This window comes from Phenylobacterium sp. (genome assembly GCF_036563385.1).
Classification (GTDB): domain Bacteria; phylum Pseudomonadota; class Alphaproteobacteria; order Caulobacterales; family Caulobacteraceae; genus Phenylobacterium.
The window spans coordinates 140,155-164,163 of the sequence record NZ_DATCML010000004.1 but is presented as its reverse complement, the minus strand read 5'-3'; the positions used below and the strand labels follow the sequence as shown (position 1 = coordinate 164,163).

Annotated in this window: 31 protein-coding genes; 12 read left to right on the top strand and 19 right to left on the bottom strand. The window is 71.7% G+C overall.

All coding sequences use genetic code 11. The features are described 5' to 3' along the window. Positions 1-56: 56 nt before the first annotated feature. The 4 genes from VIL67_RS01660 to ruvC all read right to left on the bottom strand — a co-directional run bounded on the left by VIL67_RS01660 (position 57) and on the right by ruvC (position 3,086). Positions 57-509, bottom strand: coding sequence for a YbgC/FadM family acyl-CoA thioesterase (locus VIL67_RS01660; RefSeq protein ID WP_332047104.1), 453 nt, complete (start codon positions 507-509; stop codon positions 57-59). A gap of 58 nt (positions 510-567) precedes the next feature. After that, complete coding sequence (ruvB, locus tag VIL67_RS01655) at positions 568-1,602, bottom strand: Holliday junction branch migration DNA helicase RuvB (protein WP_332047103.1); 1,035 nt, start codon at positions 1,600-1,602, stop codon at positions 568-570. 312 nt (positions 1,603-1,914) lie between these two features. After that, positions 1,915-2,532, bottom strand: coding sequence for a Holliday junction branch migration protein RuvA (gene ruvA / locus VIL67_RS01650; protein WP_332047102.1), 618 nt, complete (start codon positions 2,530-2,532; stop codon positions 1,915-1,917). After that, the gene (ruvC, locus tag VIL67_RS01645) at positions 2,532-3,086 is read right to left on the bottom strand and encodes a crossover junction endodeoxyribonuclease RuvC (protein ID WP_332047101.1); all 555 of its coding nucleotides are present in this window, start codon (positions 3,084-3,086) and stop codon (positions 2,532-2,534) included. The genes ruvA and ruvC overlap by 1 nt, the downstream gene beginning before the upstream one ends. 300 nt (positions 3,087-3,386) lie before the next feature. On the opposite strand from ruvC, the gene VIL67_RS01640 reads away from it, so the two are divergent. Both VIL67_RS01640 and VIL67_RS01635 read left to right on the top strand, forming a co-directional pair. Continuing rightward, a complete protein-coding gene (locus VIL67_RS01640) occupies positions 3,387-4,238 on the top strand; it encodes a DUF6544 family protein (RefSeq protein ID WP_332047100.1) in 852 nt (283 codons plus the stop codon). Positions 4,239-4,398: 160 nt separating this feature from the next. After that, the gene (locus VIL67_RS01635) at positions 4,399-4,725 is read left to right on the top strand and encodes a hypothetical protein (RefSeq protein WP_332047099.1); all 327 of its coding nucleotides are present in this window, start codon (positions 4,399-4,401) and stop codon (positions 4,723-4,725) included. Positions 4,726-4,752: 27 nt separating this feature from the next. On the opposite strand, the gene VIL67_RS01630 is transcribed toward VIL67_RS01635, so the two are convergent. Next, positions 4,753-5,736 carry an NADP-dependent oxidoreductase gene (locus VIL67_RS01630; RefSeq protein WP_332047098.1) on the bottom strand — a complete coding sequence of 328 codons (984 nt, stop codon included), beginning with the start codon at positions 5,734-5,736 and terminating at the stop codon, positions 4,753-4,755. Between the two features lie 184 nt (positions 5,737-5,920). On the opposite strand from VIL67_RS01630, the gene VIL67_RS01625 reads away from it, so the two are divergent. Beyond that, complete coding sequence (locus VIL67_RS01625; RefSeq protein WP_332047097.1) at positions 5,921-6,778, top strand: hypothetical protein; 858 nt, start codon at positions 5,921-5,923, stop codon at positions 6,776-6,778. A 47-nt stretch (positions 6,779-6,825) separates the two neighbouring features. Here VIL67_RS01625 and VIL67_RS01620 read toward each other — a convergent pair whose 3' ends face one another. From VIL67_RS01620 to VIL67_RS01610, 3 genes are all read right to left on the bottom strand, one after another. Continuing rightward, positions 6,826-7,095 (bottom strand): hypothetical protein, encoded by a 270-nt coding sequence (locus tag VIL67_RS01620; RefSeq protein WP_332047096.1) that lies wholly within the window; start codon positions 7,093-7,095, stop codon positions 6,826-6,828. Positions 7,096-7,172: 77 nt separating this feature from the next. Next, positions 7,173-7,355 (bottom strand): DUF3606 domain-containing protein, encoded by a 183-nt coding sequence (locus VIL67_RS01615; RefSeq protein ID WP_277784511.1) that lies wholly within the window; start codon positions 7,353-7,355, stop codon positions 7,173-7,175. A gap of 24 nt (positions 7,356-7,379) precedes the next feature. Continuing rightward, positions 7,380-7,553: a hypothetical protein gene (locus tag VIL67_RS01610; RefSeq protein ID WP_332047095.1), complete on the bottom strand. Its 174-nt coding sequence runs from the start codon at positions 7,551-7,553 to the stop codon at positions 7,380-7,382. A 133-nt stretch (positions 7,554-7,686) separates the two neighbouring features. Here VIL67_RS01610 and VIL67_RS01605 point away from each other — a divergent pair, with 133 nt between their 5' ends. After that, the gene (locus tag VIL67_RS01605) at positions 7,687-8,121 is read left to right on the top strand and encodes a calcium-binding protein (RefSeq protein WP_332047094.1); all 435 of its coding nucleotides are present in this window, start codon (positions 7,687-7,689) and stop codon (positions 8,119-8,121) included. 23 nt (positions 8,122-8,144) lie between these two features. Here the strand turns inward: VIL67_RS01605 and VIL67_RS01600 are convergent, their stop codons facing one another. From VIL67_RS01600 to VIL67_RS01590, 3 genes are all read right to left on the bottom strand, one after another. Next, positions 8,145-9,176 (bottom strand): lysozyme inhibitor LprI family protein, encoded by a 1,032-nt coding sequence (locus tag VIL67_RS01600; RefSeq protein WP_332047093.1) that lies wholly within the window; start codon positions 9,174-9,176, stop codon positions 8,145-8,147. 126 nt (positions 9,177-9,302) lie between these two features. Further along, a complete protein-coding gene (locus VIL67_RS01595; RefSeq protein ID WP_332047092.1) occupies positions 9,303-9,680 on the bottom strand; it encodes a VOC family protein in 378 nt (125 codons plus the stop codon). Between the two features lie 93 nt (positions 9,681-9,773). Next, positions 9,774-10,151, bottom strand: coding sequence for a VOC family protein (locus VIL67_RS01590; RefSeq protein WP_332047091.1), 378 nt, complete (start codon positions 10,149-10,151; stop codon positions 9,774-9,776). 122 nt (positions 10,152-10,273) lie between these two features. Here VIL67_RS01590 and VIL67_RS01585 point away from each other — a divergent pair, with 122 nt between their 5' ends. Beyond that, entirely contained in the window at positions 10,274-11,047 is a 774-nt protein-coding gene (locus VIL67_RS01585) for an SDR family NAD(P)-dependent oxidoreductase (protein ID WP_332047090.1), read from the top strand. A gap of 3 nt (positions 11,048-11,050) precedes the next feature. Here the strand turns inward: VIL67_RS01585 and VIL67_RS01580 are convergent, their stop codons facing one another. Further along, positions 11,051-12,883 carry a DUF885 domain-containing protein gene (locus VIL67_RS01580; RefSeq protein WP_332047089.1) on the bottom strand — a complete coding sequence of 611 codons (1,833 nt, stop codon included), beginning with the start codon at positions 12,881-12,883 and terminating at the stop codon, positions 11,051-11,053. A 233-nt stretch (positions 12,884-13,116) separates the two neighbouring features. On the opposite strand from VIL67_RS01580, the gene VIL67_RS01575 reads away from it, so the two are divergent. Further along, the gene (locus VIL67_RS01575; protein ID WP_332047088.1) at positions 13,117-13,524 is read left to right on the top strand and encodes a hypothetical protein; all 408 of its coding nucleotides are present in this window, start codon (positions 13,117-13,119) and stop codon (positions 13,522-13,524) included. A 67-nt stretch (positions 13,525-13,591) separates the two neighbouring features. Continuing rightward, positions 13,592-13,882 (top strand): hypothetical protein, encoded by a 291-nt coding sequence (locus VIL67_RS01570; protein ID WP_332047087.1) that lies wholly within the window; start codon positions 13,592-13,594, stop codon positions 13,880-13,882. 110 nt (positions 13,883-13,992) lie between these two features. Here VIL67_RS01570 and VIL67_RS01565 read toward each other — a convergent pair whose 3' ends face one another. Beyond that, positions 13,993-14,136: a hypothetical protein gene (locus VIL67_RS01565; protein ID WP_332047086.1), complete on the bottom strand. Its 144-nt coding sequence runs from the start codon at positions 14,134-14,136 to the stop codon at positions 13,993-13,995. Positions 14,137-14,158: 22 nt separating this feature from the next. Continuing rightward, on the bottom strand, positions 14,159-14,416 hold the full coding sequence (locus VIL67_RS01560; protein ID WP_332047085.1) for a hypothetical protein: 258 nt from the start codon (positions 14,414-14,416) through the stop codon (positions 14,159-14,161). Between the two features lie 507 nt (positions 14,417-14,923). Between VIL67_RS01560 and VIL67_RS01555 the strand changes: the two genes are divergently transcribed. Beyond that, positions 14,924-16,009 carry a response regulator gene (locus VIL67_RS01555; protein ID WP_332047084.1) on the top strand — a complete coding sequence of 362 codons (1,086 nt, stop codon included), beginning with the start codon at positions 14,924-14,926 and terminating at the stop codon, positions 16,007-16,009. 34 nt (positions 16,010-16,043) lie between these two features. On the opposite strand, the gene VIL67_RS01550 is transcribed toward VIL67_RS01555, so the two are convergent. Then, the gene (locus tag VIL67_RS01550) at positions 16,044-16,685 is read right to left on the bottom strand and encodes a peptidylprolyl isomerase (protein WP_332047083.1); all 642 of its coding nucleotides are present in this window, start codon (positions 16,683-16,685) and stop codon (positions 16,044-16,046) included. A gap of 223 nt (positions 16,686-16,908) precedes the next feature. Here VIL67_RS01550 and VIL67_RS01545 point away from each other — a divergent pair, with 223 nt between their 5' ends. Then, positions 16,909-17,604, top strand: coding sequence for a Crp/Fnr family transcriptional regulator (locus VIL67_RS01545; RefSeq protein WP_332047082.1), 696 nt, complete (start codon positions 16,909-16,911; stop codon positions 17,602-17,604). A 62-nt stretch (positions 17,605-17,666) separates the two neighbouring features. Further along, positions 17,667-18,164, top strand: a complete 498-nt coding sequence (locus tag VIL67_RS01540) for a hypothetical protein (RefSeq protein ID WP_332047081.1) — start codon at positions 17,667-17,669, stop codon at positions 18,162-18,164. 1 nt (position 18,165) lies between these two features. Here VIL67_RS01540 and VIL67_RS01535 read toward each other — a convergent pair whose 3' ends face one another. After that, positions 18,166-19,941, bottom strand: coding sequence for an adenylate/guanylate cyclase domain-containing protein (locus VIL67_RS01535; protein ID WP_332047080.1), 1,776 nt, complete (start codon positions 19,939-19,941; stop codon positions 18,166-18,168). Between the two features lie 249 nt (positions 19,942-20,190). Here VIL67_RS01535 and VIL67_RS01530 point away from each other — a divergent pair, with 249 nt between their 5' ends. Then, the gene (locus VIL67_RS01530) at positions 20,191-20,349 is read left to right on the top strand and encodes a hypothetical protein (protein WP_332047079.1); all 159 of its coding nucleotides are present in this window, start codon (positions 20,191-20,193) and stop codon (positions 20,347-20,349) included. 23 nt (positions 20,350-20,372) lie between these two features. On the opposite strand, the gene VIL67_RS01525 is transcribed toward VIL67_RS01530, so the two are convergent. Further along, positions 20,373-20,840: a nuclear transport factor 2 family protein gene (locus tag VIL67_RS01525; RefSeq protein WP_332047078.1), complete on the bottom strand. Its 468-nt coding sequence runs from the start codon at positions 20,838-20,840 to the stop codon at positions 20,373-20,375. Then, on the bottom strand, positions 20,837-21,577 hold the full coding sequence (locus VIL67_RS01520) for an EcsC family protein (RefSeq protein ID WP_332047077.1): 741 nt from the start codon (positions 21,575-21,577) through the stop codon (positions 20,837-20,839). The genes VIL67_RS01525 and VIL67_RS01520 overlap by 4 nt, the downstream gene beginning before the upstream one ends. Before the next feature lie 40 nt (positions 21,578-21,617). On the opposite strand from VIL67_RS01520, the gene VIL67_RS01515 reads away from it, so the two are divergent. Beyond that, positions 21,618-21,974, top strand: a complete 357-nt coding sequence (locus VIL67_RS01515) for a DUF4186 domain-containing protein (RefSeq protein ID WP_332047076.1) — start codon at positions 21,618-21,620, stop codon at positions 21,972-21,974. A 358-nt stretch (positions 21,975-22,332) separates the two neighbouring features. On the opposite strand, the gene VIL67_RS01510 is transcribed toward VIL67_RS01515, so the two are convergent. Continuing rightward, positions 22,333-23,991 (bottom strand): M28 family metallopeptidase, encoded by a 1,659-nt coding sequence (locus VIL67_RS01510; protein ID WP_332047075.1) that lies wholly within the window; start codon positions 23,989-23,991, stop codon positions 22,333-22,335. Positions 23,992-24,009: the final 18 nt, after the last annotated feature.

The window sequence follows — 24,009 nt, the reverse complement described above, 5'->3', positions numbered from 1 at the left end:
CTGAAGCTACGGTCGTGGTTTGCGTAAGCCTGCGGCGAACTTAAGGCGAAGCGATCTCAAGCGGTTGGGGCGAACAGCGGACGCAGCGCCTCGACCAGTCCGGCGGGCGGCTTGCGGGGCCGGCCGGCCATGTCGATGCAGGCCGCCTGCACGTCCGCCGTGGCGATCAGCTCGTCCCCTCTAACAATCCTCTGGCGGACGAAAAGGCGCGGTCCCTTCACGCTTTCGTACAGGGTGCGCACCTGCAGGGCGTCGTCGATGCGCGCGGCCCGCTTGTATTCGAGGGTCAGCTTCACGACGGTGAAGGCGGCGGGGTCGGGGCGGTCCAGCAGGGCGGCGTGGCTGATCCCCGCCACCCGCAGGAAGTCGCTGCGCCCGCGCTCGAAAAACCGCGCATAGTTGCCGTGGTACACCACCCCGGTGAAGTCGGTGTCCTCGTAATAGACGCGCACCGGCAGCACGTGCTCGCGGCCTTCAAGCCAGCCGGCGGAGGGGTGATTCGCATCCATCGGCGCCAGCTTAGCGCCCCTCGTGCGGTGAAGCCGAGTATGCGCGCATCCGGCGCCGCTACTTGTCGAACAGGTCCGGATTGACGCCGCGGGCCTGCGGCGGCGGCGGGGCGGCCAGGCCCAGGTGCTCGTACGCCCGCGCGGTCGCCATGCGGCCGCGCGGCGTGCGCTGGATGAAGCCCTGCTGCATCAGGAAGGGCTCGATGACGTCCTCGACGGCGTCGCGGGCCTCGGCGATGGCGTAGGCGATGGTCTCCACCCCGGCCGGGCCGCCGGCGTAGTTCTCGATGAGGGCGCGGAGATAGCGCCGGTCCAAAGCGTCCAGCCCCTGCTCGTCCACGTCGAGCCGGGCGAGTGCGGACGCCGCGGCCTTGCGGTCGATCACCAGGTGACCGTCGGCGGCGGCGAAGTCGCGGACCCGGCGCAGCAGCCGTCCGGCCACCCGCGGCGTGCCGCGCGAGCGCCGGGCGATCTCCAGCGCGCCGTCCGCCCGCAGGCCGAGCCCCATCTTGGCGGCGGCGCCGGTCAGCACCTGGGTGAGCTCGTCGTGCGTGTAGAACTCCAGCCGGAGCGGGATGCCGAACCGGTCGCGCAGCGGCGTCGCCAGCAGCCCCGCCCGGGTGGTGGCCGCCACCAGGGTGAAGGGCGCCAGGTCGATGCGGATCGAGCGCGCCGACGGCCCCTCGCCGATGATCAGGTCGAGGACGTGGTCCTCCATGGCCGGATAGAGGATCTCCTCCACATTGGCCGGCAGGCGGTGGATCTCGTCGATGAACAGGACGTCGCGCGGCTCGAGGTTGGTGAGGATGGCCGCAAGGTCGCCGGCCTTGGCCAGCACGGGACCGGAGGTGGCGCGGAAGTTCACGCCCAGCTCGCGGGCGACGATCTGCGACAGCGTGGTCTTGCCGAGGCCCGGCGGACCGAACAGCAGCACGTGGTCCAGCGCCTCGCCGCGGGACTTGGCCCCCTCGATGAACACCGAGAGGTTGGCCTTGGCCTGCGCCTGGCCGACGAACTCGGCCAGCGTCTGCGGCCGAAGCGCCTTGTCGGCGCCCTCCAGGGGCTGGGCTTCGCCGGACACGATGCGGGTCATGATGGGAACCACGGAATACACGGACCACACGGAAGGTGCGAACCCGCAGGCGCCGTGGGGCCGATATGCCGCTGGATTTGTCCACGAACCACACGAACCACACGAACGGCGGCGTGGTGAGCGCCGCGCTCGGGTCGCATTGCGCGCCTGAGGCGCGCGAACTTCTCGAAACGCTGAGCCCGCCATGGCGCAGCCCGGTTCGTGTGGTTCGTGTGGTTCGTGGACAATCCCAGCGGCGCCGCCGCCGCGAGGCGCAGGCCCGCCTGGCGCCCGTCTTCGGTGGGGTCGGCGCCTTCCGGCATTACCCTCAACCTACCGCCCCAGTTCCTGGAGGGCGGCCTTGATCAAGGCGGGGACGGCGGCGTCGTCGCCCAGGCGGGCGAGCGCCGCCTCGACCACGCGCCGCGCATTGGGCTCGGCGACGCCCAGGCCCATGAGGGCGGCCACCGCCTCGCCCGACACCGAGGGCTTCACCGCCTGTTCCGGAGCGTAGTTCGAAGCCTGGAAGGCGGCCACGGGCCCCTCGGTGATCGGCTTGCCCTTCAGCTCCAGCACGATCCGCTGAGCGAGCTTGGGGCCGACGCCGCTGGCCCGGGCCACCGCGGCCTTGTCGTCGCGCGCCACCGCCGAGGCCAGCTCGGCCGGGGCAAGGACGTCCAGGACCGCCAGGGCCGCCTTGGGGCCGACCCCCTGGATCGTCTTCAGGGTCACGAAGGCGCGGCGCTCGTCGCGGGAGCCGAAGCCATAGAGCACCTGGCCGGTCTGCTCGCCCCAGATGGTCTCCACATGCACCACGGTCTCGCCGCCAACCTCGGGCAGGCGCGACAGGGTCCGCGCTCCGCAGCGCACCACATAGCCCACCCCGCCCACGTCGATCAGGGCCTCTTCCTCGCCCACCTCGGCGACGACGCCGCGCAGCCGGCCGATCATCAGGCGACCCTCCCATAGGCGGCACGCGCCGTGCGCACGTGGGCGTGGGCGATGGCCACGGCCAGGGCGTCGGCGGCGTCGGCGGTGGTCTTGCCGGCGGTGGGCAGCAGGCGCGCGATCATGAAGCCCACCTGGCCCTTGTCGGCCGCCCCGGTCCCGACCACGGCCTTCTTGATCACGCTGTTGCCGTACTCCGCCACCGACAGCCCAGCACGGGCCGGCGCCAGCAGAGCGCAGGCCCGGGCGTGGCCGAGCTTCAAGGCCGAGGCGGCGTTGTTGTTCATGAAGGTCTCCTCCACGGCGGCCTCGCTCGGCTCGTGGGCGACGATCACCTCGGAGATGGCGTCGAACAGGTGCAGCAGGCGCTCGGCGAAGGGCGCGTCCACAGCCGGCGCCACCACCCCGTGGGCCACGTGCGCGATCCGGGTCCCCTCCACGGTGATCACGCCCCAGCCGGTGCGCCGCAGGCCGGGATCGAGCCCCAGGATCCGCAAGGCGCCGGGCCGGCGCACGCCGAGCGGCGCGGCGAGGGAGGGGGGAATCGCGTTCGTCATCTGTTCACCACAGTGACCGATGCCGCGGGTGTGGTGAAGGGGGGGTTAAGAGCCCAGGGAGTCGGACCTCCGGCACAGCCTGGCGGCCACTGCGGGCTGGCAGCCTCCCCTGGGTAGATTGCGCCTTGGGATCGTCAGACGATCTGTCCCCGCGCAGCGTCGCCGCAGGCCATTCTGCATCCGCCTCGATGCGTCGCCGACCACCTGGAAGATGAAAACCCACGCCTGACTTGGATCAATGCACCCGCCAGCCCTTCGGGCAGACGAGGCTGAGGCTCTCTCATGCTAAAAAGTCGAAGAATGCTGATGCTGATAGGCTTAACGGTAGTCGTCGTCCTGACGGTCGCCGCGGTGTGCCTTCAGGTTTTGCGGCGGGGTGACCGACGCGCGGACGAGCGGGCGGCGGCGGTGCTTATGCACTCGGCGGCCCTTGCGCCCCAGACGTTCGACCCTGCCATGGTCGCCGACCTGCCCGAGCCCGCACGTCGCTACTTCGCTTACGCGATCCAGCCGGGAACCCCGCTGAGGATGGTCGCCGAGGTCGAGATGACCGGCGAGCTGGGCCTCGGCTCAAGGGAGAGGGCCAATTACCTCCCCATGACCGGAAGGCAGGTGCTGCGGCTAGACGGCTTTGTCTGGCAGGTCCGGGCCGGTGCGGCCGCGATGTGGGTCTCGGGGTCCGACGGCTATGTGGACGCCGAGGGCTGGACCCGCTTCTGGCTCTACGACGCGATCCCGGTCGCCCGAGCGGGCGGGGGCGACGATTTCGCCCGATCTGCTGCAGGCCGCGCAGTGGCGGAGTCGCTGTTCTGGACCCCAGCGGCTCTGCTTCCGTCACCTAAGGTCCGGTGGGAGGCGGTCAGTGTCGACACCTCGCGTGCGATCGTCAGCCTGGCGGGCCACGAGCACCACGTGGAGCTTACGGTCGCGGCCGATGGAAGGCCGTTGTCCGTCTCCCTGATGCGCTGGAGCCGTGAGAACCCGGAGAAGCGGTGGCGCTTGCAGCCCTTCGGCGGGACGATCCGCAGCATGATGGAGGTGGACGGCTATCGGGTCGCCGAGGCGGTGGAGGGCGGGAACTGGTTTGGCGCCCCTGACTACTTTCCGTTCTACAGGGCGCGGGTGACCCGCATTCAGCTTCATCCTGGCTGACGCTGGCGGCCTGGCCGGCTGGAGCAAGGAGGAGCAAGGGGCCCCGTGCGGCCCCCATGTCCGGCGCCAGCGAAGGCCGGCGAAACGCAGGTCTGCGAGAATCTCGCCCCGTGGAGGGCGGGAACGGGGTAGGTGGAGGGTCCAAACGGAGACTACGACCATGCCCGTCTACACCATCGTCACCACCAGTGCGGCCCAGGGCGCCGATCAGGCGGAGGTGAATACCCTCGGCGACGACTTCGCGAACGAGAGCGAAGCGGTCGGCTACTCGCGCCGGATGGCGGAGGAGATGGTGGGCCTGGCCGGTCAGCTGGCGCTGGACTTCGACTACAGCAACGTGGCGCTCTACGAGGGCGATCTGGTGGACGAGGAGCTGGACCCGCTCCACCCCGCCTTCGTCGGCATGTGGGTGCTGGACGAGACCGGCGCGGCCTTCATCGGCGCCGAGGAGTTCCGCGAGAACGCCACGGTGGCGCCGGCGCCGTAGCGCCGGACCCGCCGAGGGCGCGCGGCGCTAGTCCGCCGCGCGGATCAGCATCTTGCCGAGGTTGCGGCCGTGGAAAAGGCCGATGAGGCCTTCCGGGGCGCGCTCGAAGCCGTCCAGGATGGTCTCCTGGGTCTTGATCCGGCCGGACTTGAGCCAGCCAGTCATGTCTTCGACGAACTGCGCCTGCAGGTGGGGGAAGTCGCCGCCGACGAAGCCCTCGATGCGGATACGGCTGTAGATCACCGTCGACAGGTTGCGGACGCCCTCGCGCTCGCCGTTGTAGGTCGAGATCATGCCGCAGACCGGGATCCGGCCGCGGTTGTTCATGCGCGGCAGGGCGGCGTCGAGGTGGGCGCCGCCGACGTTCTCGAAATAGACGTCGATGCCGTTCGGCGTTGCGGCCTTCAGCGCCGGGCCAATTGGCTCGGCCTGGTAGTTGATCACGGCGTCCAGGCCCAGCTCATCGCGCAGCCAGGCGGCCTTGGCCTCCGAGCCGGTGGAGCCCACCACATAGCAGCCCTTCAGCTTGGCGATCTGGGCGACGACGGAGCCGACCGCGCCGGCGGCGGTGGAAACGAAGACCTGCTCGCCGTCCTTCAGGGCGCCCACTTCCAGCAGGCCGCCATAGGCGGTGATGCCGGTGCCGCCCAGGGCGTGCATGTAGACCGAGAGCGGCAGGTCGGGATCCGGCGTCAGCTTGCGCAGGTGGCGGGGGTCGGCGACGAACCGCTCCTGCATACCGGCCCGGTGCATGACCAGGTCGCCCTTGGCGAAGTCGGGATGGGCGGACTGGACCACCCGGGCGATGCCGCCGCCCAGCAGCGGCTGGCCGAGCGGCTGGTCGGCGTCCAGCCTCGGCCGCATGTAGGGGTCCACCGAGACCAGCACCGCCTGCAGCTGCACCTGCCCCTCGCCGGCGTCGGGCGTGTCGACGGTGGCGATGGCGAAGTCCTCGGGGACCGGCATGCCGTTGGGCCGGCGGACGAGGTGGACCTGGCGGCTCTGGACCAAGGGACGTCTCCTGAAGGCGTGGCGCTCGGTTCAGCTGTGCGGGAGAGCGGGGCGCGGGTCAAACGCCAGGTAAGGCCGGGGCTCTGAGCACGGTCCTGCGGACACAGGGCGTCTGGGGCTGCGCGCCGCAATCGCGGCAGACGGCGCGCAACTCTGCTGTAGAGTTCGGGCATCGGAGGTGCGCATGCCTGGACGTTTTCCCCTTCTCTCGCTGGCGGCGGCTGGCCTGCTTACCGTCACGCCCGCGGGGGCGCAGGCGCCTGTCGCGCCGTCGCCCACCGCGGTCGACCCGGTGTACATCGATGGCGCTACGGCGGCCGAGAAGGCGCAGCTGCAGGCGCTGCTGAGCGAGACCGTCGCGGTGCTGAACTCGGCGGAGTTCCACGCGAACCTGAAGTCGCTGAAGACCACCTATCCGGATGTCTTCCTCAACGCGGGGCACTGGAACAATCCGACGCCCGCGAACACGGTCAACGTCAGCGTCGACGAGTTAAGCGACGTGGTGGCCGGCAAGGCCCCGAAGTACCGCTACGTGCGCGCGCCCGTCGCCCTGGCGAGCTCGGAGACCAATGGCGACTTCACCCCGATTGCGGGCTGGACCGGCTCCGTCACGGCCCAGGACACCTCGCTCACGCTGGGCCGTGAACAGTTCCGGCGCTGGCGGTCGGCCGATCCGGTGGAGCGCTCCTGCGCCGTGAACACCGTGGCGCATGAGATCTCCCACCTGGTCGCCGACCATGCGAAGAGCCCGACGCAGTTCTGGCAGGCGGTGATCGACAGCAAGGCGAAGACCCTGACCACGACCGCCCCCGGCGGAGCGGCGATCAACCCCCCAAACGCGGTGGCGAGCTACCTGATCGGCACGGTGGCGCAGTGCACCTGGCTGCAGCGCCAAGGCTACACGCCAACGGTCGACCTGAAGGCCTGCGTCCAGGCGTTCGGCCACCGAGGCTTCAACAAGCTGCGTTGCGCCTCGTTCGCCGGCGCGCAGGCGGTCGCCATCAGACCGGGGCTACCGACCGCTCACGACATCACGGACTAGAGCGGTCTGTCGCCTCGCGGTGGCCGAGAGCCCCGACGCTCGCAGGCCTAGTGGTCCTTGTCCACCTGGCGGTGCATGGCGTCGGACTGGCCGTCGGCCGCGTTCTCGACCGCGTCGGCCTGGCGGTTGAGGGCGGTTTCCTGGGCCTCGTTGTCTGTGGCGGCGGCCTGGCGCTCCAGGGCGTCGGCCTGGCGTTCGCCCGCGGCGTCGACGGCGTTGGCCTGATCGTGGGCGGCGTCCTCGGCCGGGCCGCTGCAGGCGGCGAGCGAGAGGGCGGCGACGAGCGCGGCGGCGGGGGCGAAGGCGTTCAGGCGCATGGGATCTCCAGCTGGGTTTGACCCGCGGGAAACGCCGCCGCCGCAGGAAAGCTCCGCCGTGCCGCGGCGGCGCGTCCTCAGCGCTTTTTGCCGAGCTCCGCGGCGATGTCCTTGGTCAGCCGGCCCACCTTGCGGTGCGCGGCGGTGATCTGGTCGCGGGTGACGCCCCAGCGCTTCATCCAGTACTCGACCGCCTGCCGCTCGGAGAGGTCGAGACGCTCCTTGTCGATGAACCCGCGCTTGTCCTTCAGGCCGGCCATGGATGCTCTCCCTGTTCGAGCGGGCTATTTCTTCATCCAGGGCTTGGAGGCCCCGGACGGCTGTGCGGAGGATTGGCGTGGACCCGGCGTGCCGGCCCCGGGCGCGCGCGGCCGCGCCGCCAGGGAGGCCTTCTTCAGGCGCAGGGCGCGCTGCATGGCGGTTTCGGCCTGCGGCGGGTCGTCGGGGGTGTCGGTCATGGCGGCGGTCTAGCACAGGTCGCGGCGCCCGCCCCACGGGATCGTGATGGCGGCGGCGCCCGGCCGACGCCGAACACTTTGGCGCAAGGTCCGGTTCCACGCGCGGGACAAACCCAGGCAAGGGATCAGGATCATGGCCGACTTCCAACCGCAGCAGGGCGACTGGCGCCATACGCTCTACGGGACCAACAAGGGCGAGTGGCTGATCGGCTACTCATCCGACGACACCATCTACGCCAACGAAGGGGATGACTCGCTGAGCGGGGTGCACGGCACCGACATCCTCGACGGCGGCGACGGCGCCGACACGCTAATGGGCGGCACCGGCACCGACTACCTGACCGGCGGGCTGGGCGCCGACCACTTCCGGATGGAGACCGGCGGCGGCTGGGAGATCGTGTTCGACTACCACCGGGGGCAGGGCGACCGGATCTATGTGGAGAACGGCCAGGGCGCGACCGCGGTGGTGGTCTCCGACGGCGACACCTACGTCAACCTGGGCGGCGGGGACGGGTTCGTGCTGGTCGGCGTGACCAACTTCAACAGCAGCGAGCTTTACTTCTACTAGGCGGCGACCCCCGCCGCGCCGGCTCAGTCGGCGTGGCGGCGGGCGTCGGCGGCGGCGGCCTGCAGCTTGCGGATCCGCGCCTCGTAAAGGGCGGCCAGACGCGCGCGGTCGGTGACGCCGTTACGGGCCTCCCGCCAGGCGAGCTGCCGCTGGCGCAGCAGGCTCTTCTCGGCGTGGGCGTCGAGCGCCTGGGCATAAGCCTCGCGCAGCCGGCGCTGCAGCTTCTGAAGCGCGGGGTCCTGGCAGATCGTCCGGTCGGCCGGGGTGGTCGCCCCATCGCAGGCGGCCTCCGACCCGGTGGCCTCGGCGACGCGCTCCTCCTCCACGGTCGGCGGCTCGGGCGGCGGGGGGACCGCGGCGGCGTCCTGCGCGGCGCCGGCGGCGTCGGGGGAAGCCAGCACGATGTCGAGCTGGCCGGCCGCCGGGGCCTGGGCCGCGGCGGGATCGACCGCGGCGAGCTCGGCCGTCGGCGCGGGTTCGGACTCCGCCGGAAGCGGCGCGGCCGCGACCGGGGCGGGCGCCGGCGTCGACGCCTTGAGCAGCTGCGCCGGCTGGCCGATGGCGGCGGTTAGCGCGGCCGGAACGCCGGCCCCCGTGTAGATGGCCAGGGCCACGCCAGCGGCCACGCCCACCGAAACCCCGGCGGTGAAGATCACCGCGCCCGGCGGGCCGCGGCGGCGGACGCGGGGCGCCCGCGGCGGCGCGCCGCCCGCTTGGAAGGCTTCGGGCGCCAAAGTCAGGCTCTCGATCGGGTCGGGCTCGGCCGCGGTCGCGATGTTCGGCAGGGCCTCGGCCGTCTGCGGCGGCTCGGGCAGGTCGAAGGTGTCGTCGGGCCGGTCAAGAGGATCGCCCAGGTCGATTTCGATGATCCGCGGCTCGGGCGCCGCGCGGCGGCCGCGGCGCGGCTTGAGGCCCCGCTTGGCGGGCGCGGCCTCCCGGCGGCGGGCGAGCTCCTGGAGGATCTGGTAGGACTGGGCGGCCTGGCCCCGGCCCTGTGCGGAGCTCAGCAGGCCGCGCAGCTCGCGTTCGCTGAGGCTGGAAAGGTCAAGCTGCATCGGTGGACCCCGGGCGCGTCACGGCATCATGCGCCGGCGCCCGTCACACCAGCGTGACGATCATGGCCGCAGAGGGGCCGGGCCGGGAACGCGTCATTTCGGCGCTCCCGGCCAGGCCGCGCGGGATCAGCCCGCCCGGTGCATCGCGCAGAGCTTGTTGCCGTCGGGATCGCGCAGGTAGGCGAGGTAGAGCCGGCCGGTGGGGCCTTCGCGCCAGCCCGGCGGGTCTTCGATCGACGTGCCGCCGGCTTCGACGCCCGCCGCGTGCCAGGCGTCCACCTGGTCGGTGGACGCGCAGCGGAACCCGATGGTGGCTCCGTTGGCGCAGGTGGCCGGCCCGCCGTCGATCGGCAGCGAGGCGGCGAACACGCCCGTCGGCGACATCCAGAAGATCCGGTGGCGGTCCACGAAGCCCGGGCCGTTGCCCAGCGTGCCCAGCACCTTGTCGTAGAAGGCCTTGGCGCGGTCGAGGTCGTTGGTGCCGACCATCACGTGAGAGAACATGGCGCTTCCCCTTTGTTCGCCGTTGATTGCGCGAGGCGCGATCCTGACCGGATGACGCAAGGGGCGGTCAAGCCGTCGCGGGCGCCCGGCGCGTCAGGCCCGCTCCCAGAGCTCGATGGGATTGCCCTCGGGGTCGTGGATGCGGGCGAACCGGCCGAGCTCCGGACTGTCCCACTCGGGCCTGGTGATCACCTCGACGCCGGCGGCCCGCAGGTGCGCCAGCATCCCGTCGAGATCTTCCACGCGCAGGTTGATCATCGCCTGGCGGTCGGCCGGGAAGTAGTCGCTGTCCGCCTTGAAGGGCTCGAAGACCATCGGGCCGCCCTGGGTGAACCAGACCCACTCGTTGCTCTGGCCATCCGCGTCGACGCCCATGCCGCCGCCGACCCCGAGGTGCTCGCGGTACCAGGCCTTGAGCGCGGCCGGGTCCTTCGCCCGGAAGAAGTAGCCCCCCATCGCCACCGCCGGCATCGCGCGCCTCCCCTCGACTGCCGCGGGACCGTAGCGCCGATCCGCAGGCCGCGCCACGGCGGGGCTCGCCGTCCGTGGCGTCAGGGGCGGCAGGCTGACCCGATCGCTGAAGGAGACCCGCCTTGGACCAGCCGCCGCCCAACATTTCCCATGACCTGACCGGCCAGACCGCCCTGGTGACCGGCGCCTCGTCGGGGCTCGGGCGGCGCTTCGCCCGGGTGCTGGCGGCGTGCGGGGCCAAGGTGGCGGTGGCCGCCCGGCGCGAGGACCGGCTGAGCGGCCTGGTCGAAGAGATCCTGGCGGCGGGCGGGACCGCCGCGCCGGTGGTGGTGGACGTCTCGCAAGCCGAGGCCCTCGCCGCAGCCGTGGACGCCGCCGAGGCGGCGCTGGGGCCGGTCAGCATCCTCGTCAACAACGCCGGCATCCCTGACGCGCAGCGGGCGGTGAAGATGCCGTTGACCCTGATCGACCAGGTGCTCGACGTGAACGTGCGCGCGCCGTTCGTGCTGTCATGCGAGGTGGCGCGCCGGCTGATCGCCGCCGGCCGTCCGGGGCGCATCGTCAACATCGCCTCCATGGCGGCCTACGACTACGGCGGCAACGGCGCGGCGCTCTATTCGGTGAGCAAGGCCGCGGTGGTGCGGATGACCGAAGCCTTGGCGGTGGAGTGGGCGCGGTTCGGGATCAACGTCAACGCGATTGCGCCGGGCGCCTTCCGCTCCGAGATGCTGGACGGGATGCTGGAGCGGGTGGGGGACATCTCGCAGCACTTCCCGCGCAAGCGGATCGGCGAGCCGGCCCAGCTCGACTCCACCCTGGTCTACCTGGTCTCGCCGGCCTCCGAGGCGGTGACCGGGACGGTGGTCAAGGTGGACGACGGGCAGGGCGGCCGCTGAGCCCTAGCGGCGGGCGGCCACCCAGGCGTCGACCTGCCGCTCCAGCACGTCCAGCGGAAGCGCGCCGTTGGCCAGCACCACCTCGTGGAAGCCCTTGAGGTCGAACTTCGGCCCCAGGGCGGCCTTCGCCTTCTCGCGCAGGTCCAGGATCTTCAGCTGGCCGATCTTGTAGCTGGTCGCCTGCCCGGGGGTGGTTAAGTAGCGGTCGGTTTCGGACTGGATGTCCCGCTCGGTCAGCAGGGTGTTGTCGCGCAGGTACTGGACCACCTGATCGCGGCTCCAGCGCTTGGCGTGGGCGCCGGTGTCCACCACCAGACGGGCGGCCCGCCAGAGCTCGAGCGAGAGGCGGCCGAAGTCGTTGTAGGGGTCCTGGTAGAAGCCGGCCTCCTTGCCGAGCCGCTCGGCGTAGAGGCCCCAGCCTTCCAGATAGGCGCCCTGGTAGGAGAAGCGCCGGAACATCGGCAGGTCCTGCTGCTCCTGGGAGCGGGCGAACTGGAAGTGATGTCCAGGCGCGCCCTCGTGGTAGGCGATCGCCTCGAGCTGAGGCTTCAGCACCTGGGTCATGTCCGAAAGGTTGACGTAGAAGATGCCCGGCCGAGAGCCGTCCGGCGCGCCGGGATTGTAGAAGGCCACCGCCGCCGTCTTCTCGCGGAACGGCTCCACGGCCTTCACCTCGAGGGCCTGCTTGGGCAGCCGCGAGAACTGCCGGTCGGCCACGGCCATGTAGTCGCCGATGATCTTCTTGGCGTCTGCCAGGTACTGCTGCTTGCCGGCGTCCGTGTTGGGGTAGTGGAAGCGGGCGTCGGTCTTCACGTGGGCGAAGAACTCGGCCAGCGAGCCCTTGAAGCCGACCTTCTGGCGGATCTGGTCCATCTCGCCGCGAATGCGCGCGACCTCGGAGAGGCCGGTCTGGTGGATCTGATCCGGGGTGAGCGGCGTCGTGGTGTAGAAGGCTGTCATGTCGGCGTAGTAGCGGTCGCCGTCCGGCAGGGCCCAGACGCCGTTCACCGTCGAGGCCTTCTTCGACATCGCCTCCAGCGAGGCGATGTAGCGCTCGTAGCCGCGTTTCCACGGCCCGGTCAGGGCGGCCTGGGCGTCGGCGAGCAGCTTCGCCTTCACGGCGTCATCGGCCTTGAGCGCCGCCACCTTCTTGCGGAAGTCGGCCCAGACCGGCTGGTCGGGACCGTCGCCGAAGGGCGCGCCGGAGATCTGGTTGCGCGCGTCCGGGATCACCCGGGGGAAGACGAAGGCGGGGGGCAGGAACCCGCGGGCGCTGCGCTCGTCGAGGTCGGCGGCGACCTCTGCGCCGACCCGCTCCATGGCCCGCAGGCGCGAGACATAGGCCTCGGCGTCGGCGACCGTGTCCACCCGGTGGCTGTTGATCAGCATCACCGGGATGGCGTCGAGCCCGCTCCCTGTCGAGCTGACGGCGTAGGCGTGCCAGTACCACTTCGTCTGCCGGCGGGTGGTCTCCACCTGCTGGGCGAAGAGTTCGGCCGACAGGCGCGACGCCGGGCTGAGGCGGGCGGGGTCGAACTCGGCCTTGAGGCGCGCGAGATAGCGTTCGCCGATCGCCAGCTCCCGGTCCTGGCCGGCCTTGGTGTAGTCGCCGAGTTCGCCGTAGCGGTCCTTCATGCCAAGCTGGGTCAGCAACTCGGGGCTTTGGCGGACCACCTCCAGGAAGGCCTGCTGGAACAGCGTGGCCAGGCGCTGATCGTCCGTCTGGGCCCTGGGCGCGGCGGTCGCTGCGGCCGGTGCGGCGGCGGGCGCCTGGGCGGCGGCCGGCTGGGCGAGCCCGGCGGCCAGCGCCAGCGCGGACATGGCGGTGCGGAGCATGTGGCGTCGTCCCCCTGGTGAGCCGGGGCGACCTTAGCCGCGGGCGCGCCGGGGATAAGTGAAAAGTTGGAAAGGTCGCGGAGGCGCGGGCGGCGCCGGGCCCGCGCTGAGCCTGAGAACCCGCCTCGGCGCCAGGGCGTCGTCTGTGACCGGCGTCACAGGACTTGCGAACGGAGGACGCGGCAGCATCGCTGCGGACCCGCTTGGGGTTGGGGTCTTGTGGGGGATGGGCGTTGGGCGGCGCGCGTAGCGTGGAAGGCGTCGGGCGGCTGCGACGCGAAATCGGGCATCTGATCCTGTCGCGCCCGGACATGCTCAGCGCGGAGGGTTTCGGCCAGCTGGCGGGGCTCGGTCCTGCGGAGATGGAGCGGCGGCGCCTCCGGCGCGAGGTCCTCGCCTTCGAGGTGGGGGACGGCCGGATCCGCGCCCCGATGTGGCAGGTGGGCGGCGATCGCTCGCTGTTGCCGGCCTTGCCCCTGCTGTTCGAGGCGCTCGGCGACGACCCGTGGTCCGTCTACCTGTTCCTCACGAGTCCCCACCCGCAGTTCGACTGGGCCGCGCCTTTGCAGACACTGCGCAATGGAGTCACCGCGCCCGTGGTCGCGGCTGCATTTGAGCAGGGCCTGGAGGCTCACGCCTGAACAAGCGGAACCATTTCACACTTTTGTGCGCTCAAGCCCCGGGGGCCTTAACAAAGGAGAGATCCCTATGCGCGCCATCATCGCGATCGCCACCGCCTGCGCCGCCCTTGGCCTCGTCGCCTGCAACAGCCAGGCCGACAAGGCCGCCGAGGCGAAGGCCGACCAACTCGAGTCCCAGGCCGCGGCCACTCCGAACGAAGCGCAGGAAAGCGCCCTGAACGCCCAGGCCGACGCGGTCGAGCAGCAAGCCGGCAACGCCGACGCCGGCGCCACCACGGCCAACACCCCGAACACCAGCGCGACCGACGCCGGCCAGGCGGCCAGCAACGCGGCCGGCGCGGCCACCCAGCCGCACTAAGGCTGGCTCAGGTCGCCGGCGACACAGGCTCGGACGCCCGTCGCCGGACCGAACGCCCCGCTGCTCCCTGAGCGGCGGGGCTTTTTCGTGGGCGCGGCGGGCGTCGGCGGTCAGCCCTGGCCGTAGAGGATCAGGCCGCTGAGATCCCCATCCGCGCGAGCGGCGAGCGGCCGGTGGGGCCGCACGTCGGGGCGGTGGAGGATCTTCTTGCGGCGGTAAACCACCTGGAAGGATCGGGGGGTGCGGGTTTTCACGGCTAAGCTCCTCGCGCGTCGGTTACGCGCAGTGCGATTGAAGGGCGTGGACCCGGGCGGGATCTGGACGCCACATGGGAAAGGCGTTCCGCTCCAGCCGCTGCAGCTCCTGGCGGTAGAGCGTGCGCAGGTGCGGGAAGGCGAAGGGGGCGGGCGCAGCGGCCGCAGCCGGGGCGGGGTCCCGGCGCCGCAGGGCGCGACGGCAACGAGCGAGACCTTTCACGAGCCGGGTGCGCACGGCGCGGCGGGCGTTTCGGGCTTTGTCAAGATGCCGGGTCAAAAAAATCTCTCCTCGAACTGCGCCGTAAAAAGCGTGGCCGCGACGGCGGTTCCACCCGCTCCGCATTGTTCTGATCACGCATTCGGCGCCGCTGTCCCGGCTGTGCCAAAAGGGCCGTTCGTCTCGTGTTGGAGCTTGTCTGTCGCAACGGCTTTTCGCGCGGGTCGCCCCGGCTATGGCCAAGCTTTCCGCCATAAGGTCGAGCCACAGAACGGGCCGTGGGACCGTTGCTCGGAAGTTTGGGCCTGCGTCTAAAGGTTGTGATCGAGTGGCTTTGTGGATCGGCGCAGCATGGCACGAATGGTCTTGCGGATGGGCGGCATCGCGGCCGCATTCGGCGTGTGCGCGGGCTTCTGGCTGATGGTCGCCCGCCTGGCCGTCGATCATTAAGGCGCGGTTGTCCTTCGCCATACACCGTTACTTAAGCGTGTGGGCTGACACTCAGGGCCGAGCCTCAACGGCGCCGTGCGCGCCCCAGCCGACCGTGAGCCCATGCAGTCCAATGCCATGCCCCGCCTCCTCGTGGTCGACGACACCGAGGACAACCGGATCATCCTGAACCGCCGCTTCACCCGCCTCGGCTATGAGGTGGTGGAGGCCGAAGACGGCCTTTCAGCGCTGAACCTGATCGGCCGCGAGCCCTTCGACGTGGTTCTGCTGGACATCATGATGCCGGGCATCGACGGCCTGGAGGTGCTGCGGCGGGTCCGCGAGGAGCTCACCGAGAACCAGCTCCCGGTGATCATGGTCACCGCCAAGTCGGCGAGCGAGGATGTGGTCGAGGCCCTGCTGATGGGCGCCAACGACTACATCACCAAGCCGGTGGACATGGAGGTGGCCGCCGCCCGCGTGGAGATGCAGCTGCGCCGCAAGCGCGCGGAGGACCATAGCCGCGCCGCCTATCGCGAGCTGGAGCAGACCCTCACCGGCCTGCAGGAGGCGATCGAGCACGCCGAGAACAAGCAGGCCGCGCTGGTCGACCTGGGACCGGAGGTGCGCGCGCCGCTGGACGGCCTGCTGGGGGCGGCCAAGGTCCTTACCAAGGTGTGCGACACGCCCGACCTGAAGAAGATGATCGCGGTCATCGAAGGCGCGGCCCTGTCGCTCGACCGCCTGGTGGCAGAGGCCGTGCTGGACGAGCCGGCGCCGCCCGTCGCCGCCGGCAAGGCCCGGAAGGTCAAGGCCGGCAAGCCGGGCCGTATCCGGGTGCTCTCGGCCGACTCTGACCCGGCCCGGCGGCACGGCGTGCGCCTGGTGTTCGCCGAGGCCGACGTCGACATCGAGCTCTCGGAGGCGCACTCGGGCGCCGAGGCCGCCCAGCTCGCGGGCGTCCAGCCCTATGACCTGATCCTGATGAACGTGGAAATGGGCGACGGCCTGAACGGCGTTCGGGTGATCCGCCGCCGCGAGGCAGAGGCTGATGCGCGCCGCACGCCCGTTCTGGCGGTCTCGAAGGACGGCGCGGCGGCGGCCGAGGCGGTCGCCGCGGGCGCCGACCTGCACATTGCCATGCCGATCACGGCCGCCGGCCTGCTCACCGCCCTGGCTCGCGCCCTGTCGCGCGAGAGCGAGGACCTGAGCGCCGTCGCCTAGGCTTCTTCCCTCCCCACTCCGTGTGAAAGGAAGGCTAGGGCGCCACCCGCCGCGCGGTGACGATGCGCACCGGCTTCACGAGCATCTCGCCCTTCATGGCGCCCTCGCCCCTGTTCGGGTCGACCGGCATGGCGAGGATCTTCTTCACCACGTCCATGCCTTCCACCACCCGGCCGAAGGCGGCGAAGCCGGGGTTCTTCGGGTCCTTGGGGTCGGCGTCCAGATAGGCCTGGTCGCCGACGCAGATGAACCAGTCGGCCTGGGCCGTCCCCGGCGCGTGGCGGCCCATGGCGATGGCCCCGTCGGTGTTCGACAGGCCGGTCTTCAGCGTGCTCTCGTGGGCGATCGGCGGCAGCACCTTCTTCGGATCGTTCTGCAGCCCGCCCTGCAGCAGGCCGTAGTCCTTTGGCCCGCCGGGCGCCGTCGACGCCCGGTAGAAGGACGCCCCGTCATAGAGCTTGCGGTCCACATACTTCAGGAAGTTGCCGACGGTGATCGGCGCCTTGCCCTGTTCCAGCTGCAGCACGATGACCCCCTCGGGCGTGGTGAGGGCCACCCGCACCACGCCCGCTTCGGCGACGGGCGCCGGCGCTGCCGCCGGGGTCTGTGCGAGGGCGAAGGCGGGTGCGGCGAGCGCCAAGGCGATGGCGGCGAGGAGGATGCGGCGGGTTTGCATGTCTCGACGCTAAACCAGGCGGCGGCGGGGCCCAAGCGCCCCCCCACCGTGACCCGGGTCACATCTGCGGGGCCGCCGCCGCCTTAGCCCGCCCCTACACGAAAGGGCGGCGGAATGATCTGGGCGAACGGGGGGTGCCGGGCAGGGCGGATCCAGGATGGCCGAGCGCCGCGGATCAGGTCATGCTGCCGCCGCCGGCGGGATCTTGGGGACGGAGACGGGCGTGGCGTCTCAGGGCGTGGACGATTTCGAACAGGTTCGCTCGGCCCTGGCGGCGGGCGAGGTGCTGAAGCACATCTCGTCGGAGGCGGCCGCGAACCTGGCGCGCCGCGGCGGCCCGGTGGCGCTCACCGCGGGCATGATCCTGGCCCAGGAAGGCGATCCCGGCGACGCCGTCTTCGTGGTCCTCGACGGCGAGGTTGAGATCCGCTCGACCACCGTGGGCGGCCGGGAGATCCGGCTGACCGCGCTCGGCCGCGGCGCGGTCGTCGGCGAGATGGCGGTGCTGGACGGCGGGCCGCGCTCGGCCGACATGATCGCCACCCGCAAGACGCGGCTCTGGCGGATCCCGCGGGCCGCCCTGCTGGAGGTGCTGGAGACCGAGCCCAAGGCGGCGGTGGCCCTGGTGGCGGAGCTCAGCCGCCGGCTGCGCGCCACCAACGCCGACCTCGAGGCGCGCACCACCCTGGACCTGGGCGGCCGCCTGGCGCGCCTGCTGCTGGCCGAGCAGAACGCCCGCGGCCTGATCGCCCTCACCCAGACGGAGATGGCCCGCCGGGTCGGCGTCAGCCGCGAGAAGGTGAACCGCAAGCTGCGCGAGTGGATGGACGAAGGGTGGGTCGAGAAGACGCCGTCCGGCGTTCGCGTCCTGGCCGCCGAGCGCCTGCAGGGGGTCATGAAGGAGCGGCAGAGCGGCTGACAGCGCCGCTTCGCCCGCTATCGTCGTCACCGGGTGAGTCGGGACAAAAAGGGGGACCCCACATGCCGATGCTGCAGACCGTGCTCTGTGAGCTCAACGTCCACATGGGCTGCGACAAGATCAACGACCTGGCCAAGCGCAAGGACCTGTTCGCGCCCGAGGCCGAGCCGGACTACGGCTTCCTGATGGCCAGCCAGCCGCGCCTGGTGACCGCCTGGCAGGCCTATCTGAGGGAGATGCCGCTGGGCATCCGCACGGGACTGCGAGCGATCATCCACCATGCGCTCTCCACCGAGCCGCCGACCCAGGTGACCTTCGCCTGGGCTCCGGGCTACGACTGGGAGATGAACGTCTGGCAGGCGCCGGACACCCAGACCACCAAGGGCGGCATCACCGTCCTGCTGAAGAGCCGCTACCCGGACGACGACCATCCGATCACCGGCCAGAGCGCGGCGTCGACGAAGGCGATCCGCGCCGCCAAGGGCGGCAAGTCCGAGAAGGCCGCCAAGCCCGCCGCCCCGAAGGGCGGCAAGGCCAAGGGCGGCAAGGGCAAGGCCTGAGTTAGCGGACCAGGCTGGGCGAGGAGGCCTCGGCCTCGGTCGCCTGGCGAATGGCCTCCATCAGGTCGTCGCGGTCGGCGGCGTGGGCATAGGGCTGGGGGTGCGCCCCGCGCGCCCGCAGCTTCTCGCGAAGCTCCGGCGGATAGGCGCGCGCCGCCTCCTCCGCCCGGCCCGCCCGCACGAGCGCGGCGGCGAGCACCGGCGCGGCGCCGAGGTCGTTGAGCCGCTGGGCCGCCTCGGCCTGGGCCACCGCTTCGGGGTACTCGCCCGCATGGAAATGGGCGACCGCCAGCATCCGGTGCATGGGCCCGAGCTGGGGATCGTAGGGACTGTAGCGGAGGCTGCGTTCCAGCGGCGGGATCGCCTCCTTGGCCCGGCCGGAGTAGGTCAGCACCTGGCCCAGGCGGAAGTGGCCGAAGGCGAAATTCGGGTTCAGCGCGATGGTCTTGCGCGCCGCCTCCAGCGCCTCCCGGTGACGGCCAAGGTACAGCGCCGCGCCGGCGGCGGCGAAGTAACCGTAGGCGTCGCGGGGATCCAGCCGGATGGCGGTCAGCGCCGAGGCGTAGGAATCGATGATGTCCGCCTTGGGCTGGTCGGACCAGCCGTAGATGGCCGCGCCGTAGAGCGCCCGGGCCAGGCCGATGTGGCCGAGCGCCAGGTCGGGGTCGCGCTCGATGGCCCGGCGGAACAGCTCCAGCGCCGCCTGCCAGTCCTCGCGGGTCATCTTGTAGAGCCGCCACATGCCGCGCTGGAAGCAGTCGATGGCGGTCAGGTCGTGCGGGCTCTTGCGCGCCACGCGGGCGCCTTCCGAATGCAGCATGGCCGGCTCGATCGCGCCCACCACCTGCTCGGTGATCTCGTCCTGCAGGCTGAAGATGTCGACCATCTCGCGGTCGAAGGTGTCGGCCCAGATGTGCGCGCCCGTGGCCGCCTCCACCAGCAGGGCGGTGACCCGCACCCGCTGGCCCGCCCGGCGCACGCTGCCTTCCAGCACATATCGGACGCCGAGCTCCTGGCCCACGCGCCCGGCGTCGCCGGTGCGGCCCTTGAAGGCGAAGCTGGAGTCCCGGGCGATCACGAAGAACCAGCGCCAGCGCGAGAGGGCGGTGACGATGTCCTCGGTGATGGCGTCGGCGAAGTACTCCTGCTCGGGATCGCCGCTCATGTTGTGGAACGGCAGGACGGCGATGGAGGGCTTCGCCGGCAGGGGCAAGGCGCCGCTGCGGGGCTCGCCGGCGGCCGACGCGTCCCCCATCCGGACCCGGTAGGCGCGCACCGGCCGCGGAATGTTCTTCAGCGGCTGGTCGCCGAGATCCTCGAACGTGGCGTCCAGCCGGCCGAGCGCGTCCTCCTGCACCCGGGCCGAGACGCAGATGCCGCCCGGCTCGGCCAGGGCCTCCAGGCGGGCGGCGACGTTTACCCCGTCGCCGAAGATGTCGCCGCCCTCGATCACCACGTCGGCGGTGTGCAGGCCGATGCGGAACTCCAGCCGCTCCTCGGGCAGCACCGGGCGGTTGCGCTCGGCCATGGTCTCCTGAACGGCGAGCGCGCAGCGCAGGGCGCTGACGGCGCTGGCGAACTCCACCAGCAGGCCGTCACCCGTGGTCTTGAACACCCGGCCGCCGTGCTCGGCCACCGCCGGCTCGATCACGTCTCGCAGGCAGGCCCCGAAGCGGCGCAGCGCGCCCTCCTCGTCGGCGGCGACCAGCCGGCTGTAGCCCGCCACATCGGCGGCGAGGATGGCGGCCAGACGCCGTTCGACCCTCCTGCTCGGCACGCACCCCTCTCCCCGTCGTCCGCACCCCGGCCATGGACCGGTCCCCGTCGTGCGGCTCGCTGCGGCGCAGCATGCGGCCCGCGCCCCGGGAAGGCAACACGGGGAAGTGGCGTTCCCCACTTCCGCTCGCCTGTCCGGAGCCGACCGCCGTTCTGTGACCCTTGTCACAGGAGCCGGGGCGAAGCGGCGCGATACCTCGACCCGCGCCCGATCTCAAGGTGCAAGGCGCTGAGCGGGAGCGTGAGGGTCATGTTGCCGAGCGATCGCGACACGCCGCCTAGCGTAGAGGCGGCCGCCATGCAGGACGACGACGGCTGGCGGCGGATCGTCTGGGCCGACTTCTTGGGCGCTCTGGCGCTCTGCGGCCTGCTGGGCGGCCTGCTGGCTATCGCCAGCAGCTGCACGTGACGGGACGGTCCTCCCGGCCGGGCTCAGCGCGGACAGCGGTAGAGCGTGTCCACCCGGCCGCGAGACCGCAGCGCGCCGCCGCTGAGCACGAGGCTCTGAACGCTCACGGCGCACGAGCGCCGCTCGCCCCCCGCGCCCACGATGCGGGTGACCTTGCGGACGGTGACCTGGGCCGAACGGCCGTCGGGAGCGACCTCCACCCGCTCGACCTGTCCGCCCTCGCGGACCTGCGACTTTGACATCGCCCGGCCAGCCTGCGTGCGGGCCTGGGCGAGCGTGCTGGTCCCGTAGGCGACGATCTCGCCCTTGCCGGTGCGGGTCTGGTCTGTGAACCGCGCGTCCGCCGTGTGCAGCGAGGCCCAGGCGGCCAGGTCGCCCGCGTTCCAGGCCCGCTCCAGCCTGGCCACGAAGGCGCGGGCGCCCGCGTCGGTGATCCGCGCGGGGCTGGCGGCGGTCAGCAGGACGGCCGCGAGGGCGAGCAGGGCCCTCATGCGAGCGCCCGCAGCCGGTAGGCGTTGATGGCGGTCTCGCCGAGCCGCTCGGTCAGCCGCCAGTTGACGACCGCCCCCACCGGCGCGCCGATCACCGGCAGCATCTGGGCGAGCTTGGCCAGGTCGATATAGTCTCGGTACTCCTGCTGGAAGCGGCGCCAGTCGAAGCCGTCGAGGGAGGCCGGGTGCTCGCGGGCGTCCCAGCCGTCGAGAGCCTGCAGCACGTCGGCGCGCCGCCCCGCGCCCGAGAAGGCCAGCTGGAAGACGTGCAGCAGGAACAGGCGCTCCCCGAACGCCTCGGTGTCGCGCCCATAGACGGCGGAAAGGTCGAACAACAGCTTGATCTTCAGCGTCAGGAGGGCCGGGAAGTCGGCCATCGCCATCCAGAAGCCCCCGGCGCCGGTCACGCCGCCCTCCACGGCCGCCGCGGTGCGATAGCCTTCGATGGCCGCCCGGGCGCGGCGGTCGCGCTCGGCCAGGGCGACCCCGTGCAGCGGGTCCCCGGTGGTCAGGTCCGCGCCGGTGAGGATGGTGCGGGTCAGCCGCTCGATCACCGCGGTGACGGTCTCGTGCACCCGCTCGGGGATCACCCGGTTGATTCGCTGCTGCACGCCGCGGGCGGCGCGGTCGAGGGCGCCCGCCGGCTTCAGGACCTCCCGTCGCCAGTGCGCGACCTCGCCCCGGGCCCAGGCCTCGTAGTCGGCGTCGGATGCGGCGAAGGGCGGGGTGGCGGGCATGGCGGCTCGAACGCATCTAACGGCCGGAGGAGCCCGGCGCATGCGGAATTTGGACGAGGTGTTCGACGCGCTGCGTGGCTCCGCTTTCCGCCGCCGCTTCCGGCTGGGGCCGAAGGAGCAGGCCTATCTCGACGCCAAGGGGCTGGAGACCGTGCTGGCGCACGGCCGCGACTTCGTCGATCGCCGCCTGGCGCCCGCCGAGCCGGCCAATGACGGCAGGCAGACGCCGATGCGCGGCCACCCGGTCTTCCTGGCGCAGCACGCCACCGCCACCTGCTGCCGTGGATGCCTGGCCAAATGGCATGCCATCCCCGCCGGCCAGGCCTTGACGGCGGCGGAACGGGAACACGTCATGGTGGCGGTTGAGCGGTGGATTGCAACCGGCGGTAGTCTGTGACGCCGGTCACACCGGCGGCCGGGCGAGAAGAGCAGGGTCGCGCCGCTGGCCGAGCGGAGCGAACCCACGGTGACCGGTGACGAGCGGCGCGAGAGGGCCTTGCCGGAATGGCTCTGGCGGTCCCTTCCCGTCCTCTGCCTGGTCATCGCGTCGATGTTCGGCGCAGTCGCCTTCCTGATCGGGTCCTGAAACCGGGCCTGACGCGCCGGTCTTCCTCCCCGGGCCGGCGCCCGCCGGCCGCCGTGCCGTCCGCGCCCGCCCCAAGGGGCGAGGGCGGCAGGCGGCCGGATCAGGCCTTCAGCCGTGGTCGGGCGCGAACCCACGAACCCCGCGTCCGGCCACGGCGCTTTTCCCGCGCCTAGTTCCGCCTGGCCGCCGACTGCTCGCGCAGCGCCTTGAACTCCGACGATGGGTTCCACTGCGGCCATTCGCGGGAGAACGCCAGCGCACGCCCGGCCTCGTAGACCAGGGCGACGTCCTGCGCCGCGCCGCGCAGGTCCCAGTCCTTGCTCCAAGCGTCGCAGGTGAGGTGGTAGCAGCGGGCGGTGTAGTCGGCGACCCAGCGGTCGCCAGCCGCGCGGCCGCCCTGCACCAGGTCGGGCGCGCCGCCCAGCGCCATCAGCAGCAGGGTCGGGACGCCGCGCTTGGCCACCGAGAAGTGGTCGGCCCGATAGAACAGCGCCCGCTCCGGGTGGGCGTCCGGCGTGACGGTGCGGCCCTGTTTCGCGGCGGCGCGGGCCAGATGCTGCTCCAGCTCGTTCTGGCCGGCGCCCACCAGCACCACGTCCTTCGCGGGCCCCAGCGGCTGCAGCACGTCGAGCGTGAAGTTGGCGACGCTGGTCTCCAGCGGATAGCTCGGCTTCTGCGCATAGTATTCCGAGCCCAACAGGCCGCGCTCCTCGGCGGTCCAGGCGGCGAAGACAATGGTGCGGTCCGGCTGCGGGCCGGCCTTGAAGGCGCGGGCGATCTCGATCACCCCGCCCACGCCGATCGCGTCGTCGAGGGCGCCGGGCCGGATGACATTGCCCTGCGCGTCCGGCGGGCCCTCGCCGTAGCCGTCCCAGTGGGCCGCGTACATGATGCTCTCCTGCGGCCGGGTCTTGCCGGGGAGGGCGGCCAGCACGTTGCGGCTCATCAGCTTCTCGGACTCGACGGCCAGGTCCACCGAGATCGCCGCGCCCTTCAGCTCGACTGGCATGAAGGCGGCGGTGCGGGCGCGGGCCTTCTCGGCCTCGAGGTCCAGCCCGGCCTTGCGGAACAGGTCCACAGCCGTCTCGCGGGTGATCCAGCCTTCGAAGGCCAGCTTGTCCTTCGCCGGGTCCGCGCGCTGCACGTCGTAGCTCTCGCCGTTGGAGGCGGCCACGGTGTTCCAGCCGTAGGCCGCGCCGGCGGTCTCGTGGATGATCAGGGCGCCCACCGCGCCTTGGCGCACGGCTTCCTCGTACTTGTAGGTCCAGCGCCCGTAGTAGGTGGCCGCCTGGCCGCCGAACTTGCCGGCCACCGGCTCGCCCGGCTTCGCCTCGAAGTCCGGGTCGTTGATGAGCATCACCGCGACCTTGCCCTTCAGGTCGACGCCCTTGAAGTCGTCCCAGCCGCGCTCCTTGGCGCTGACGCCGTAGCCCACCCACACCAGGGGCGCCTTGGCGACGCTGACCTTCGGGTCGGGGCGCAGCGCGTGGAGGCGGACCTCCTTGAACTGGGCGAGCGGCTGCGCGCCCCCGCGGGTCGCCAGCGTCACGCGGGCGTCGGTGACGCGGGTGCGCAGCAGCGGCACGGCCTGGGTCCAGCCGCCTTTGTCGCCAGCCGGCTGCAGGCCCAGCGCCTTGAACTGGCCGACGATGTAGTCGAGCGTCGGCTGCTCGCCGGGGCCGCCGGGCGCCCGGCCGTGGAAATCGGGGCCGGCGAGGATGCGGGTGTGCTCGGAAAGCTTCTCCGGGGCGATCGGCGCCGAGGAGACGGACTGGGCGGCGGCGGGGGTGGCGGCGGCCAGCGCCGCCACGAGCAGGAGAGTGCGCATGGCGCACCCATAGCCTTT